At 39.2% G+C, this 14,068-nt stretch carries 15 protein-coding genes; 2 read left to right on the top strand and 13 right to left on the bottom strand.

Annotated features, from left to right (window positions below):
* The first annotated feature begins 12 nt into the window (after window positions 1–12).
* Complete coding sequence (gene rrtA / locus Q1K78_RS12360) at window positions 13–576, top strand: rhombosortase (RefSeq protein WP_300179087.1); 564 nt, start codon at window positions 13–15, stop codon at window positions 574–576.
* Here the strand turns inward: rrtA and recR are convergent.
* From recR to Q1K78_RS12330, 6 genes are all read right to left on the bottom strand, one after another.
* A complete protein-coding gene (recR, locus tag Q1K78_RS12355) occupies window positions 542–1,150 on the bottom strand; it encodes a recombination mediator RecR (protein ID WP_300179182.1) in 609 nt (202 codons plus the stop codon). The two genes, rrtA and recR, sit on opposite strands and share 35 nt — an antisense overlap.
* Before the next feature lie 100 nt (window positions 1,151–1,250).
* Entirely contained in the window at window positions 1,251–1,586 is a 336-nt protein-coding gene (locus Q1K78_RS12350; protein WP_300179085.1) for a YbaB/EbfC family nucleoid-associated protein, read from the bottom strand.
* A gap of 108 nt (window positions 1,587–1,694) precedes the next feature.
* Window positions 1,695–3,830 (bottom strand): DNA polymerase III subunit gamma/tau, encoded by a 2,136-nt coding sequence (gene dnaX / locus Q1K78_RS12345; RefSeq protein ID WP_300179082.1) that lies wholly within the window; start codon window positions 3,828–3,830, stop codon window positions 1,695–1,697.
* A 103-nt stretch (window positions 3,831–3,933) separates the two neighbouring features.
* Window positions 3,934–4,479: an adenine phosphoribosyltransferase gene (gene apt, locus Q1K78_RS12340; protein ID WP_300179079.1), complete on the bottom strand. Its 546-nt coding sequence runs from the start codon at window positions 4,477–4,479 to the stop codon at window positions 3,934–3,936.
* Window positions 4,480–4,611: 132 nt separating this feature from the next.
* Window positions 4,612–4,977: a YbaN family protein gene (locus Q1K78_RS12335; protein ID WP_300179076.1), complete on the bottom strand. Its 366-nt coding sequence runs from the start codon at window positions 4,975–4,977 to the stop codon at window positions 4,612–4,614.
* Window positions 4,978–5,041: 64 nt separating this feature from the next.
* Entirely contained in the window at window positions 5,042–6,172 is a 1,131-nt protein-coding gene (locus Q1K78_RS12330) for a response regulator (RefSeq protein WP_300179073.1), read from the bottom strand.
* A gap of 224 nt (window positions 6,173–6,396) precedes the next feature.
* Between Q1K78_RS12330 and Q1K78_RS12325 the strand changes: the two genes are divergently transcribed.
* A complete protein-coding gene (locus tag Q1K78_RS12325) occupies window positions 6,397–7,272 on the top strand; it encodes a LysR family transcriptional regulator (protein WP_300179070.1) in 876 nt (291 codons plus the stop codon).
* A 61-nt stretch (window positions 7,273–7,333) separates the two neighbouring features.
* Here Q1K78_RS12325 and purF read toward each other — a convergent pair whose 3' ends face one another.
* From purF to Q1K78_RS12290, 7 genes are all read right to left on the bottom strand, one after another.
* Window positions 7,334–8,848 carry an amidophosphoribosyltransferase gene (gene purF, locus Q1K78_RS12320; RefSeq protein WP_300179067.1) on the bottom strand — a complete coding sequence of 505 codons (1,515 nt, stop codon included), beginning with the start codon at window positions 8,846–8,848 and terminating at the stop codon, window positions 7,334–7,336.
* Window positions 8,849–8,882: 34 nt separating this feature from the next.
* The gene (locus Q1K78_RS12315; RefSeq protein ID WP_300179064.1) at window positions 8,883–9,374 is read right to left on the bottom strand and encodes a CvpA family protein; all 492 of its coding nucleotides are present in this window, start codon (window positions 9,372–9,374) and stop codon (window positions 8,883–8,885) included.
* 61 nt (window positions 9,375–9,435) lie between these two features.
* The gene (locus tag Q1K78_RS12310; protein WP_300179061.1) at window positions 9,436–9,996 is read right to left on the bottom strand and encodes an SPOR domain-containing protein; all 561 of its coding nucleotides are present in this window, start codon (window positions 9,994–9,996) and stop codon (window positions 9,436–9,438) included.
* 9 nt (window positions 9,997–10,005) lie between these two features.
* Window positions 10,006–11,286, bottom strand: coding sequence for a bifunctional tetrahydrofolate synthase/dihydrofolate synthase (gene folC, locus Q1K78_RS12305; protein WP_300179059.1), 1,281 nt, complete (start codon window positions 11,284–11,286; stop codon window positions 10,006–10,008).
* Window positions 11,287–11,387: 101 nt separating this feature from the next.
* Window positions 11,388–12,272 (bottom strand): acetyl-CoA carboxylase, carboxyltransferase subunit beta, encoded by an 885-nt coding sequence (gene accD / locus Q1K78_RS12300; RefSeq protein ID WP_300179057.1) that lies wholly within the window; start codon window positions 12,270–12,272, stop codon window positions 11,388–11,390.
* Between the two features lie 177 nt (window positions 12,273–12,449).
* Window positions 12,450–13,238 carry a tRNA pseudouridine(38-40) synthase TruA gene (truA, locus tag Q1K78_RS12295; RefSeq protein WP_300179054.1) on the bottom strand — a complete coding sequence of 263 codons (789 nt, stop codon included), beginning with the start codon at window positions 13,236–13,238 and terminating at the stop codon, window positions 12,450–12,452.
* Between the two features lie 105 nt (window positions 13,239–13,343).
* A partial coding sequence (locus Q1K78_RS12290; RefSeq protein ID WP_300179051.1) for a FimV/HubP family polar landmark protein occupies window positions 13,344–14,068 on the bottom strand: 725 nt, incomplete at its 5' end.

Below are 14,068 nucleotides of genomic sequence, written 5' to 3'. Positions count from 1 at the left end.
GGAACCTTTGTTTTGTTGAAATTACTCTTTCCCATTTTAGTTGTGCTTGGTCTTGCACAGCTAACTCCGGTATCAGATTTTTTTGTTTGGGACAGAAGCTTAATTTTACACGGCGAAATTTGGCGATTAATCACAGGTAATTTTACCCACACTAATCTTCCTCATCTAGTAATGAATGCTGCTGCCTTAACGGTATTTTGCTTTATCTTTAAGGATATATTAACCCCTAAAAAACTATGGGGACTGCTGCTTTCTATTAGCTTAATGACTGGGGGGCTTTTATTGCTATCCTCTATCCAATCCTATGTCGGCTTATCCGGTGTATTGCATGGCCTATTTATCTGGGCGGCAATTGAAGACATAAAACAAAAACATAACACTGGATGGTTATTGTTAATTGGTGTTATCGCTAAGATTTGTTGGGAGCAATATTTTGGTGCAAGTGCCTCAACGGTCTCTCTTATCAATGCTAAAGTAGCCACAGAAGCTCATCTTATTGGAGCATTCAGTGGTGGCATACTCCAATTAACTACGCGATTAATCACGCTGAATAAAGCTTCTGGCGACCTAAAATAGAATGGGATAATGTTGTACCATCGACTAGCTCTAGCTCTCCACCCATAGGTACACCATGTGCAATTCGACTTGCACTGACTTGATGCTCTTGACATATATCAGCAATGTAATGGGCTGTAGCTTCACCTTCAACGGTAGGATTGGTGGCAAGAATGACTTCTTTAATATCTCCACGACCTAAACGATGGTCAAGTAGATCCAAACCTATGTCACTTGGACCAATCCCATCAAGTGGTGATAAATGCCCCATTAACACAAAATAACGACCAGAGAACTGCCCAGTAGCCTCTACTGCTACAATATCCGCAGGACTTTCAACAATACACAACTCACCATTGCTTTGACGTTTTTGATTCAAACAAATAGAACAAGTGTCTTCTTCTGTAAATGTTCTACATTCTGAACAGTGGCCAATCTCAGACATCGCTCGAGATAAAGAATCAGCTAATTGCATGCCTCCTTGACGATTTCGTTGTAAAAGATGAAACGCCATTCGTTGAGCCGATTTTGGTCCAACGCCAGGAAGGCATCGTAACGATTCCATTAATTGTTCTAATAAACCACTGGTACGCATAGTTTTTAATATTCCAGAAAAGAAAAAGGCAGCCACTTAGCCGCCTAATTTACCAAGACAAATATAATAATCCCTCTTGATTTTTATCATTTAAGATAAATTAGAATGGCATTTTAAAGCCTGGTGGCATTTGCATTCCACCAGTAACACCAGCCATTTTATCTTTTTGTGTTTCTTCAATACGACGAGAGGCGTCATTGAACGCAGCAGCGATCAAATCTTCTAGCATCTCTTTTTCATCTTCTTCCATTAAACTTGGATCAATCTCAACACGGCGAACACTGTGAGAACCCGTGATCGTAATTTTAACTAGGCCAGCACCTGACTCACCCGTTACTTCTGTGTTTGCGATTTCTTCTTGTACTTTCTGCATGCGATCTTGCATTTGTTGGGCTTGCTTCATTAAGTTGCCCATGCCGCCTTTTCCACCGAACATAATTATTCTCTCTTAAGTTTACTTCTTTAATACTAAGAAAATGGGGGTGAAAAATATCAATTTCAACCCACATCGAATATTTTACTTTAGATAATGCCTACCGCTATTTTATAGTGGTCTAACACTTTCTTGATCTATTTCTGCACCAAATCTCTGCATAAAGAAATTCACGTGCGGATCTTGTTGCAAACTCTGATAAGCCGCTTGCAACTTAGTTTGATACATTTGTTCACGTAGTTCTAAAGGACTGACTCCTTCTGAACTAATATCAATCGATACGGTAACGTCTTTATTTAAAACTCGGCTTAATTCTTGAGAGATCAACTCATTGGCTTTATCTCTATCCAAGTGAGCTTGTTCTGCCCTCAAGTGTAATAACACCTGATTGTCTTGCTCAACAAAAGCCGAATTTAATACCAGCTGCTGAACTAGTTTTGGCAAGGTTAAAGATATAGCTAACGCTGACCACGTATCTTGTTGAGACGATTCATCAACCAACTGCAGCACCATCTCTGGTGACTTTTCATGTTCTAGCGCTTGTTTAAGCTTAGTTGGTGTAATATCACTGACAACTCTTTTCGCTTCTGGTTTCGTCGATTTCCAACGATACGGCTCTTCTGGTTTTTTCTCTTGTGTTGCTGAGTTTCCAATTTGCGACACCTGAGTACGAGGCGCTAAATGTTGCTTTTCAGCAATACGTTCTAGCACTGAACTCGTTTTTTTCTTATCGGATGCCGCACTAGCCTTTTTTGAGCTAGTACCATTGGTTGTATTCGTTAAATTATTTTTAGCACTACGCAATTGGTTACGTACGCCCAACAAACTGCTTCTTGGTGCAACAACTACAGGTTCTGGCTGCACTGGGGGTACAGAAGATGACGGCTGTTGCATCGTTTGATGCGGTTCACCCATCGGTGGAGCATCATACCTTGGTGGCTGCTCTGATTGCATTGCTGGCACATATTGATTCGATGCATGCTCTTGTGGTATTGACTGAGGAGCTTGAACAACTTGTTGCTGTACTGGCGTTTGAGGCCTCATTGGCGCTTGATTCTGATTTACAGGTGCTGTTGGTTGCGGTCTCGTCACTGATGCTGTTTGTGTCATTTGAGGTTCTGTTGCCGGAACCGCAATGGGTTGAGCATCTAATTGCTGTGCATGTACAGGACGAAACGCTACCATTCTTAACAGCATCATTTCTACGCCTGTTTTTCCACTTGGCGCTAATGGTAAATCTTTACGGCTCTGCAAGGCAATTTGATAAAAAAGCTGCACTTCTTGCGGTGATAATTGACCACTTAATAATTCAATACGTTCAGCATCTGGCTGAGATTTATCTAACGTTGCTGGCAACGCTTGATACATAGCTAGCTTATGAAGTTGATTTGCAATTTCTTTTGCTAAACCATCCCACTCAATCCCCATATCAGCCAAATCATTTACACAGCTCATTAATGTCTGCATATTTTTGGTACTAATAGCTTCTAAAATGCGAACCGCTTGATCGGTATCTAATGTGCCCAACATTGCAGAAACGATGTCAGTAGTCACTGAACCATTACCAAGAGCTATTGCTTGGTCGGTCAGACTTAATGCATCACGCATACTGCCGTCTGCCGCGTGAGCAATCAGCCCTAGCGCTCTCGCATCTTTAGTGACTTCTTCTTGGTCTAAAACAAAATCAAGCTGTTCGTGGATTTGATCAACACTGATGTGCTTTAGATGAAACTGTAAACAACGAGATAAAATCGTCACAGGTAATTTCTGTGGATCGGTCGTTGCTAATAAAAATTTGACGTATTCTGGCGGCTCTTCCAATGTTTTTAATAATGCATTGAAACTGTGGCGCGACAGCATATGAACTTCATCGATCAGATAAACCTTAAAGCGACCACGCGCAGGTTTATATTGAACGTTATCTAGCAGTTCACGAGTATCTTCTACCTTGGTTCTAGAAGCAGCATCGATTTCCAGTAAATCAACAAAACGTCCTTCGTCAATTTCCTTACAAGTAGAACACACGCCACAAGGTGTTGATGTGATCCCTTCTTCACAGTTCAAGCCCTTAGCAAACAAACGTGCGATAGTAGTTTTACCTACACCACGAGTTCCGCTAAATAAATAAGCGTGATGAAGTCGATTATGGTCAAGTGCGTTTTCCAACGCCGTAAGCACATGAGGTTGACCAACAACATCTTTAAAATGATGCGGACGCCACTTACGTGCCAGAACTTGATAGCTCATAGAATACAGCCCAAAATAAAATAGATCTAAATCGTAGCACAGCAAAAAAATGAGGTCTCCCTTGATAGAGAGATCTCATTCAATTTATTGTGTATATGAATAATTAGTGACCAGCAAACTCACAGATGCTGTATACGTTTAGCCCTAGGCCCTCTAAACGTGTTTGACCACCAATTTCGGGTAGGTTGATAACAAAGGCTGCTTGCTCTACTTCACCACCTAATTGACGGATAAGTTTAACGGTTGCTTCGATCGTACCACCGGTTGCTAATAGGTCATCAACAACAAGAACTTTATCACCTTCAACAATTGCATCTGTATGAATTTCTAACGTATCTGTACCGTATTCCAAGTCGTACGTTTGAGCAATCGTTGGACGAGGTAATTTACCAGGCTTACGAACTGGAATGAAACCAACACCTAACTCTAGCGCCAATGGCGCACCAAATAAAAAACCACGAGCTTCTGTACCAACGATTTTAGTGAATCCACCTTGCTTGTATTTTTCTACAAGCAATTGAATTGTCGCTTGGTATGCTTTGGGGTCTTCCATTAAGCTAGTTACATCACGGAACACGATGCCTGCTTTTGGATAATCAGGGATTGATTTAATGCTGTTTTTAATCAGTTCTACTGTTTCTGTCGACATGGTTATATGACCTACTTTGCCTAAATTTGGCATTAAAATAAATTAACCGACTTATGTTATTCACTTTCTTTGCTATGAGCAAGTCATACCAGCCTAGATAAGTTATTGATCAAGCCACGAGACTAATAAAAATCACGATGTAGGGATAGTAGAAAACCAATAAATAAGTGCGACGGCAAAAATTAAAAGCATCGCTTTAACCCATAAAATAGGCGTAATAGTTATCGATATTAAAAAGCTCAAAACTATCATGATAATGGCTTTCTTTTTTATCGATGCTTTAATTGTCTTGTGTTTTTGCCATTCAACAATGGGAGGGCCTAATTTAGGATGAGAAATCAGCCAAGTATGCACACGCGGAGAGACTCGCATAAAGCACACACTCGCTAGAAGTAAAAAAGGCGTTGTTGGTAATAAGGGTATAAATATTCCAATAAGGCCAAGAATGAGAGCCGTGGAACCAAGGACAAACCAAAGCACTCTTCGTGTAAAATGCAAATCAACGTCTCTATCTAAATTAAGGGCGGCTTTATTATGGGCCTTTCTTGATTAAAGAAGCAATCTAGAATGAACTCAACTCTAATTTAAAACTGCTACAACCCAAATTGTTTAATAATAAACCGTTACGTTCAGACATTGGGAAACGGTGAATTTTATTTTGGGCAGCATTTAAGGTTAATTGTGGATCAGCTTGTAGGACATGACGTTCTGTTTTGTTTTCCCATACTGCATTTAAGCCTGCTGACAACACAAACATCGCTTGTTCTGCAAGATCAACATAACCAAACATGGCAGACATTGGTTGAGACTCTTCCATTGTTTCCATTCCTTTTTCTATCGACATCACCATTTGAGAGATTGCATTGAGTGAGATATTTTGATCTCGGATGAAATCATTAAAAAAAGCACGAACTAATAAACAAGATATTACACCATTGTCGCCACCAGAATCTGAATCAACAAGATAGAAAAATAAACGACCATCAAGCAACCATTCATAATCAAAAACTAAAGGCATGCCATCTGTTGATTGTAAAAGTCGATAAGCTAACTTCCACTTTCCATGATGAGCATCACTTTCTGGTAGCAACTCAAACAACAGCTCACGCCCTACGTTTGGTTCATTTTGTAAGTGGTCTAAATGCCAATGTAATTCATCATTACAACTTTTATCCATCTCTGATGTTCTAAACCATTGGCTAGAAAAATCTTGCATACGATATGAACTTTCTTCACTTAACTTTAATGCTGATGCCAATGATTTAATTAAAATCGACACATCACTAATCGGTTTCACTAAGAAATCTTTTGCACCTAAACGCAGAAGTCGAGCGACATCTTGCATATCTCCGCTACCAGAAATTACGATAATGGGTAACATTGGATACTCTGCAACGACTTCCTCAACAAATTCTATACCATTTAAAATCGGCATCGCTAAATCACACAACAATACATCTGGCAGTGAATGCTTCAGCATTTTTAAGCCTTCTAATCCATTTCCTGCTTCTTTTACATTACAAGAGTAGCTTTCTAATACCGCTTTGACCATAGAGCGAAAAATTGGATCATCATCTACAACTAAAATATCTTTATTTAATAAAAGATCTTCTACAGGGGCTTTATTCTCACCCACATTCTTTTGACATTGCTCTAACGACATACGACTACCCTCTGCACGTTCCCTTAGCAAATAATGAAAATTCCTTTCATATTTTGATTACCATTCAAATAAATTTAGTTCGATATCTAGCTGAGCACAAATATTTTTAGATAAGATTGTAAATAACTGTTACGTTAAAGGCATATTTAGTCTTTTATTTATAAAATTTCACTTTAGTTGACTTATAACAACGCTGATTTTAGGGTTATTAGTTACCATTCGTCGCTTGGAAAAACAGAGAGTATCTTAATATAATGAAATTAGATGATTTAAATTTGTTTCGACAGGTAGTAGATAATGGCAGCTACACTGCTGCCTCAAGAAAGACCCTAATCCCTGTCGCGACAATTACTCGTCGGATTCAAGCCTTAGAAGATTCTTTAGATATTCGCTTACTCAATCGTCACGCTAGAAAGCTATCGCTAACCGAAGCTGGACAAAAATTTTATGATGAGTGCGCTCCCCTTTTAGCAACTCTAGTTAATACCAGTGAATGCATAAGTGAAGAATGTCGTGGTGCAGCTGGTAAGTTAAAAATCGCAGCCCCTTCTAACTTAACTAAACGTATGATCCAACCCATTTTAAATAAGTTCATGTTGCTCTACCCCAATATAAGTATCAATTTAACCATGAGCAACCAACCTGAACAGCTTGATCCTACGGATTGGGATATTATTTTCAGAGTTGGAAAACAACGTGATTCTTCTCTTATTGCTCGCAAAATTGGCGCTTTAGAAGATATTCTTGTTGCCAGTCCAAGTTACCTAGAACGCAATTCAGAGCCGACACATGCACAAGAACTGCATGAACACAGTTTATTAAAAGGTAATCCTTTAATGCGTTGGCGTTTAACCAATAATGAAGGAGAGTCTGTTACCATTACTGATGCGGGACGTTTTGAAGCTAGTGAACTAAATGTGATTAGAATGGCATGTTCTGATGGTTTAGGAATAACGCTGATGCCTGATATTATGATTAGTAGCTACCTTGCTGATGGTTCACTCGTTCGGGTTCTTAAAAACTGGTCAGCCAACCCAAGAGACATCTATATGATCTATAACTATAAAGATCATCAGCCTGAAAAAGTGCGTCTATTTATTGATTTTGTAAGTAAGCACGTACTTGATTAAACTCTTAAAATGAAAAAGCCTGTAATTTTATTTACAGGCTTTTTTCTTACGAAAGAGTGCATTAAATCTCTTCGTTGTAAATATCTAAACTTGCTACGTTTTGAGCTTCATTGTCTTTCTTAGCATCATCACCACGTAAACCTTCAATCTGTTCAAGGTAGGCTTGATCAATGTCCCCAGTTACATAGTGTGCATTAAAAACAGACGTTTCAAAACGCTCTATCTCACGATTACCACAACCAACAGCATCAACAAGATCTGATAAGTCTTGGAAGATTAGTGCATCAGCACCGATTTGCTTACAAATTTCATCCACTTCACGACCATGAGCAATTAATTCGTTCGCGCTTGGCATATCAATGCCATACACATTCGGGAAACGAATTTCTGGTGCTGCCGATACCATGTAAACGTTTTTAGCACCTGAATCACGTGCCATTTCAATGATTTGCTCTGATGTTGTACCTCGAACAATTGAGTCATCAACCAACAATACATTTTTATCTTTAAATTCAGAACGAATTGCATTCAGTTTACGACGCACTGATTTCTTACGTTCTTGTTGACCAGGCATAATAAAGGTACGACCAACATAACGGTTTTTCACAAAACCTTGGCGATACGGTTTATTAATGATTTGAGCGATTTCAAGAGCAATATCACACGAGGTTTCTGGGATCGGTATAACAACATCGATCTCTAAATCTTCCCACTCACGTTTGATTTTTTCGCCTAGACGTTTACCCATTTCAACACGGGCACTGTACACTGAAATTTTATCAATAAATGAATCTGGACGAGCAAAGTAAACAAACTCAAAAATACATGGGTTTAGTTTTGGATCATGAGCACATTGTTGTGTGTATAAGCCACCTTCAAATGGAGCATAAACGGCTTCGCCAGGTGCAACATCACGAACAAAATCAAAACCAACCGCATCAAGAGCAACCGACTCAGACGCAACCATATATTCAGTACGACCTTCGACTTCACGCTTACCTAAACATAAAGGTCGAATGCCATTAGGATCACGAAAGGCAACCATACCATGACCAATGATCATCGCAGCAACCGCGTATGCTCCACGAATTTGCTCATGGACGTTAGCTACTGTTTTAAAAATATCTTCAGCAGTAAGAGGGTAATGGGTTGTAGCATCAAGATGATGAGCAAAGATATTTAACAACACTTCAGAATCTGAAGTGGTATTAACATGACGTCGCTGTTGTTCAAATAAGGTCTCTCGGATTTCATTCGCATTGGTTAGGTTACCATTGTGCGCTAATGTGATCCCAAAAGGTGAGTTTACATAGAAAGGTTGAGCTTCTGAAGCACTAGAGCTACCCGCTGTTGGGTAACGAACATGTCCAATGCCTACGTTACCTTGTAAGCGTTGCATGTGTTTTACTTCAAATACATCCTTAACCAAGCCGTTCGCCTTTCTTAGACGGAAACGATTGCTTTCTATGGTAATAATACCAGCAGCGTCTTGGCCACGATGTTGTAACACTGTCAAAGCGTCATAGATTGACTGGTTTACAGGTGTTTCGCCTACGATTCCAACAATACCGCACATGTCCTAGAGTCCTTAATTTGATAAAAAGCTGGCGCTATGTAGCGCCAGGAAGAAAACTTGATGTATCTTTTAAGTATTCGAAAAACCACTCAATTACTACCTTAAATTGCGGTATTAATTGTGATTGCTTCCACCACTCTGAATCTGAGAATGAGGTAAATGCATCAATAAAGAAAAGAACTGCCGCTATAATAAGCACGCCTCTCAACCCCCCAAAGACAATACCCAATACCCGATCTGTCCCTGATAACCCCGTCTTTTGTACCAATTGCCCAACCACATAGTTCACAACGGCACCAACGACCAAGGTTGCCACAAACAAGGCAGCAATCGCACTGCCATTTCTTATCATTTCATCATGTATATTTGTGAAATAAACGGCCAGTTTGGGATAGAAGTTACTGGCGACAAAAAAGGCACCAAACCAAATCACTAACGACAACGCTTCTTTAACAAAACCTCTAACCAAACTGATTAAAGCTGACAGGCTAATAACACCTAAAATGACAAAATCGATCCAAATCATAATTTATCTTTTCTCTGTTGCTGCGCATTTTAACAGAAAAACCCGCTACGCAAACGTTTTCTTATGGGTTTAGTGGCGCAAATTTAAGCAATTGACCATTTAGACCCGTTATTTCTTTTAATTTCGGTAATTGTTTTTCAAGATCCAATTTCGAAATATCTGGGCCTACAGCGACTCGTACTAAATCGCCTTTTTTAGGTTCTTTAGGAAAAGTATGTGCTTGGAAGCCTTGTCTACGTAATTTAAGTGCTAAATTTTTTGCATTCTCTGCATTTCTAAACACGCCAAGCTGAATAATCCAAGCGCTTTTTGCGTAATCAATTTTTGCCGCTTCTACTGGTGGTTTTTTTTCTACAATAGTAAGCACTTCTTTTTCTGGTTCCGCTTTTGAGGCTTCAATAGTAACCTCTACAGGTTCCGGCGGAAGTTCTGCATCAAAATCGACCGGTTCTTCGATTTCAAATTGCTCTACCTCTTTAGAAAGCTCAGGCTTAATAGGAATACTAGCAAACTCTTCTTGATAATGTTTTTTCTTACCATCAAACAGATCAGGTAAAACAATCACCCCAATGGCAACCAATATAATGGTTCCAACTAAACGTCGTTGAAATGGACTAGACACTCATGTACCTCATGCTTCTTCTTTCCAGTAATCCCATACTTCACCAACAGTATGAAAAGAACCGAAGACTAAAATTAAATCGTCATTCTTTGCCTGTGTCAATGCGACTTTAAACGCCTCTACAGGTGATGAATATTCTATTGTTTCTGTTTCTATTACTGCCGTTAATTCACTCGCCTTAGCCGCTCTTGGACCAGATAACGATGCAGGATACCAAACATCAACACTTCCCGCGAACTCAGCCAAGGTAGATTTAATGTCTTTGTCATGCAACATACCAACTACTGCATGAATTTTCTTATTTGGGAAACGTTGTCTTACTTGTTGTACGAGATAATTGGCGGAATGTGGATTATGTGCCACATCAAGAATAATCGTTGCTTCATTCTCGGCATCATCACGAGTTAAACGTTGCATTCGCCCTGGTAAACTTGCAGTTTTTAAACCCTCAACAATATTAACATCCGTTAACTCTAATCCTGACGTCCCTAAAGCCATTATCGCCGTTGCTGCATTCGCTAATGGCAAGTTAGGCAATGGTAAATTATCTAAATCAAATGCACCACTTTTCCAAGACCACGTTTGATTTTCTGCATTTACTTGATAATCAAATTGATAACCAACTTGGTACAAATCAGCATTAATATCATCAGCATGGGCTGCAACACTCGATGGTGGATTAGGTTGACCACATATTGCGGGTTTGTCTGAACGGAATATCCCCGCTTTTTCAAAACCAATCACGTCTATATCGTCACCTAACCAATCGACATGGTCAACCGCGAGACTTGTAATGATTGAAACATCGTGCTCAACAACATTGGTTGCATCTAAGCGTCCACCAAGACCGACTTCTAAAAGCACAACATCGACTTGATGAGTTTTAAACGCCCATAACGCAGATAGTGTTCCAAATTCGAAAAGGCTTAAAGACGTTTCTTTGCGCCACGCTTCAATTGCAGCAAAAGATTGAGTGATAAGAGAATCAGATAAATCGTTACCATTGATACGAATACGTTCGTTATAACGAATAAGGTGAGGAGAACTATAAACACCAACACGATAGCCAGCATTAATTAAAATAGATTCCATTAACGCACAAGTTGATCCCTTGCCGTTAGTTCCTGCAACCGTAATAACTGTTGAGGCTGGTTTAGTTAATTTGGCTCGTTGTGCAACACGCTGAACGCGATCAAGGCCTAAATCTATTGCACTTGTATGAATGCTTTCTAAATAACGAAGCCACACCGATAAATCAGATGTGGCTTTTGGTGAATCAAATGGGGTCATAATTCAACTACTTCACTGACGGAATATAGTGACAGTATATATGACTTAGGTTACTGTTTTAAAGTAAGAACTCGTAACCTTGTCCGCATTTAATTTAATTTTTACTTCGAACCATCAACTGGAACAACTAATGGCGATGCTTGGTTAGTCATTTTCGCCATTAAACCACCAATACGTTGACGCATTTCACGGCGGTCAACGATCATGTCGATAGCACCATGTTCAAGCAAGAATTCACTGCGTTGGAAACCTTCAGGAAGATCTTCACGAACGGTTTGTTCGATAACACGGCGACCAGCAAAACCGATTAAGGCTTTTGGCTCACCAATATTAATATCACCTAGCATTGCCAAACTTGCAGATACACCACCCATCGTTGGATCAGTTAATACTGAGAAAAATGGTAAACCTTTACGAGATAAACGCGCTAGTGCTGCACTTGTTTTTGCCATTTGCATTAGAGACATAAGCGCCTCTTGCATACGAGCACCACCACTTGCAGAGAAACACACAAGAGGACAGTTGTTTTCAATTGCCGTATCAACCGCTTTAACAAAACGAGCACCAACAACAGAACCCATTGAGCCACCCATAAATGAGAATTCAAACGCACAAGCAACAACAGGTAATTCTAATAATGTGCCTTTCATTACGACAAGAGCATCCGTTTCATTACTTGATTTTTGTGCTGCTGAGATACGATCTTTATAACGCTTTGAATCTTTAAATTTTAAAAGATCTTTTGGTTCAAATTCTTGACCCAATTCTACACGGCCTTCAGCATCTAAAAATGTATCTAGACGCTTACGCGCTTTCATTCGCATATGGTGGTCACATTTTGGACACACTTCTAGGTTACGCTCTAGCTCTGCTGAATAAAGCACTTGTTCACATGACGTACATTTCGTCCAAACCCCTTCAGGGATCGATGCTTTACGTGAACTAACAATATTGCTTGTATTAAAAATCTTTTCAAGCCAACTCATGGACGACCTTTCTATTAGTGATCTCTCGCACCATCGCAAGAGAAATAAAATCAATTAAATAGATTAAACCATAAATAATAGCCAGTGTAGATAAAAAACTGGTTGTACCTATTTTCAAGATTGAACCTATATCAACTTTTTACCGATTAAATACGCATATTGAATTTATATGAAAAATCAATTATCCGGTAAAAATAAAGGACCTAGCGGTACTCGTGGTAAATCCCATTCTTTTGGATAATCCACATCAATAAGATATAAACCTTCTGCTTTGGCTGTTGGACCCGCTAATTTACGATCTTTTGCCTCTAATAACCATTGTATCCATTCTGGTTTTTGCTTACCTCTGCCAACTTCAATTAAGCTACCCGTTATGTTACGCACCATATGATGAACAAATGCATTGGCTTTAATATCAATCACAATAAAGTCTCCATGACGAGTTACTTTCAAGTGGATTAGATTACGCCAAGGGGTACGTGATTGACAGCGAACAGCTCGAAACGAAGTAAAGTCGTTTTCACCCAATAAATACTGCCCTGCTTGATGCATTAAATCAGCATCTAATGCTTCATGATAATGGCTAACACCGTGGCTAAAGATCGCAGGACGTTGGCGGTTATTAAAGATGATATAACGGTAACGTCGTGCAGTAGCGGTAAAACGAGCATGAAAATCCTCGTTGACTTCTTTTACCCAACGAACCGCTATATTTTTTGGTAAATTTGCGTTTACCCCTACCATCCATACGGGTAATTTGCGGGTGCTATTTGTATCAAAATGTACGACTTGACCAGTTCCATGTACTCCAGCATCAGTTCGACCTGCACACATAACCTCTATCGGTTCATTCGCAACAATCATTAAGGCTTTTTCTAATTCTTCTTGAACACTTGTTACGTCTTTTTGGGATTGCCAACCGTGGTAACTGGCTCCATCATATTCGATACATAAAGCTATTCGCATGATATTTGATTCTTTTTATTCAATAATACGCCATTATAAAAAAAGGCGAAGCTCACCGCTACCGCCTTTTTTAAAATTGTCACAATAACTGCTTATTGATAAGAACTAGTCAATTTGTCTCATCAATTTTTCCGCTTCTACTTTCAACGATGGGTCATCACATTTCAGCACTTCTTCTAACAATTCTAAAGCACCTTTATCGTCTGACATTTCAATATAAGCTTTTGCTAAATCAAGCTTACTTTGAGCATCGCTATTTACATCAACATCGTGAGTATTCGCGTTACCTAACATATCTGAAAACTCATCCAAACCAACATCTAAATTTAGAGCTTCCTCTTCAAAGTTAGCTTTATCACCATTTTCAGACTCTGCAATTAAAGTTTCGATACTTAAGAATCGATCTGCACCATGAGGATCATTTTCGATACTCGGTTGCTCTGACCAATCTTCATCTTCTAACTCTGAATCAGTGTTTGATGCGGTATCTAAATTAAATCCACTCCAATCACTAGCACCATCATCTAACATACTATCAAGATCTAAACCTGAACTGTCAATATGAGTTAATGCTACTTTTTCTTCATCAGAAACTCGTGATTGAAAATCAAAAACCGTTGATTCCGATTCATCTTCTGTATCGTCCTCTAAAGAAGCTAAAGCATCTTCAATCGATAACCCTTCCAAGCTACTTTCGTCGCTTTCTTTTGAGAAATCAACAGCATTATTTTCTAAGAAATCATCTAAAGAAAAATCATTTTCTTCATCGTCTTCAGTTAGAAGCTCATCAGTATCAACGTCTAGCTCTTCAGTTTCAGCAAACAAGTCAT

It is taken from the genome of uncultured Aliivibrio sp., from assembly GCF_946479765.1.
In the GTDB taxonomy this organism is placed as follows: domain Bacteria; phylum Pseudomonadota; class Gammaproteobacteria; order Enterobacterales; family Vibrionaceae; genus Aliivibrio.
This window is presented reverse-complemented; position numbering and strand designations above follow the sequence as displayed.

Coding starts and splice junctions, on each gene's coding strand:
- purF (WP_300179067.1), bottom strand. CDS start 8,848: ATGTGCGGTATTGTTGGAATCGTAGGCGAAACACCTGTAAACCAGTCA.
- recR (WP_300179182.1), bottom strand. CDS start 1,150: ATGCGTACCAGTGGTTTATTAGAACAATTAATGGAATCGTTACGATGC.
- Q1K78_RS12325 (WP_300179070.1), top strand. CDS start 6,397: ATGAAATTAGATGATTTAAATTTGTTTCGACAGGTAGTAGATAATGGC.
- dnaX (WP_300179082.1), bottom strand. CDS start 3,830: ATGAGCTATCAAGTTCTGGCACGTAAGTGGCGTCCGCATCATTTTAAA.
- folC (WP_300179059.1), bottom strand. CDS start 11,286: ATGACCCCATTTGATTCACCAAAAGCCACATCTGATTTATCGGTGTGG.
- Q1K78_RS12350 (WP_300179085.1), bottom strand. CDS start 1,586: ATGTTCGGTGGAAAAGGCGGCATGGGCAACTTAATGAAGCAAGCCCAA.
- Q1K78_RS12315 (WP_300179064.1), bottom strand. CDS start 9,374: ATGATTTGGATCGATTTTGTCATTTTAGGTGTTATTAGCCTGTCAGCT.
- apt (WP_300179079.1), bottom strand. CDS start 4,479: ATGTCGACAGAAACAGTAGAACTGATTAAAAACAGCATTAAATCAATC.
- truA (WP_300179054.1), bottom strand. CDS start 13,238: ATGCGAATAGCTTTATGTATCGAATATGATGGAGCCAGTTACCACGGT.
- accD (WP_300179057.1), bottom strand. CDS start 12,272: ATGAGTTGGCTTGAAAAGATTTTTAATACAAGCAATATTGTTAGTTCA.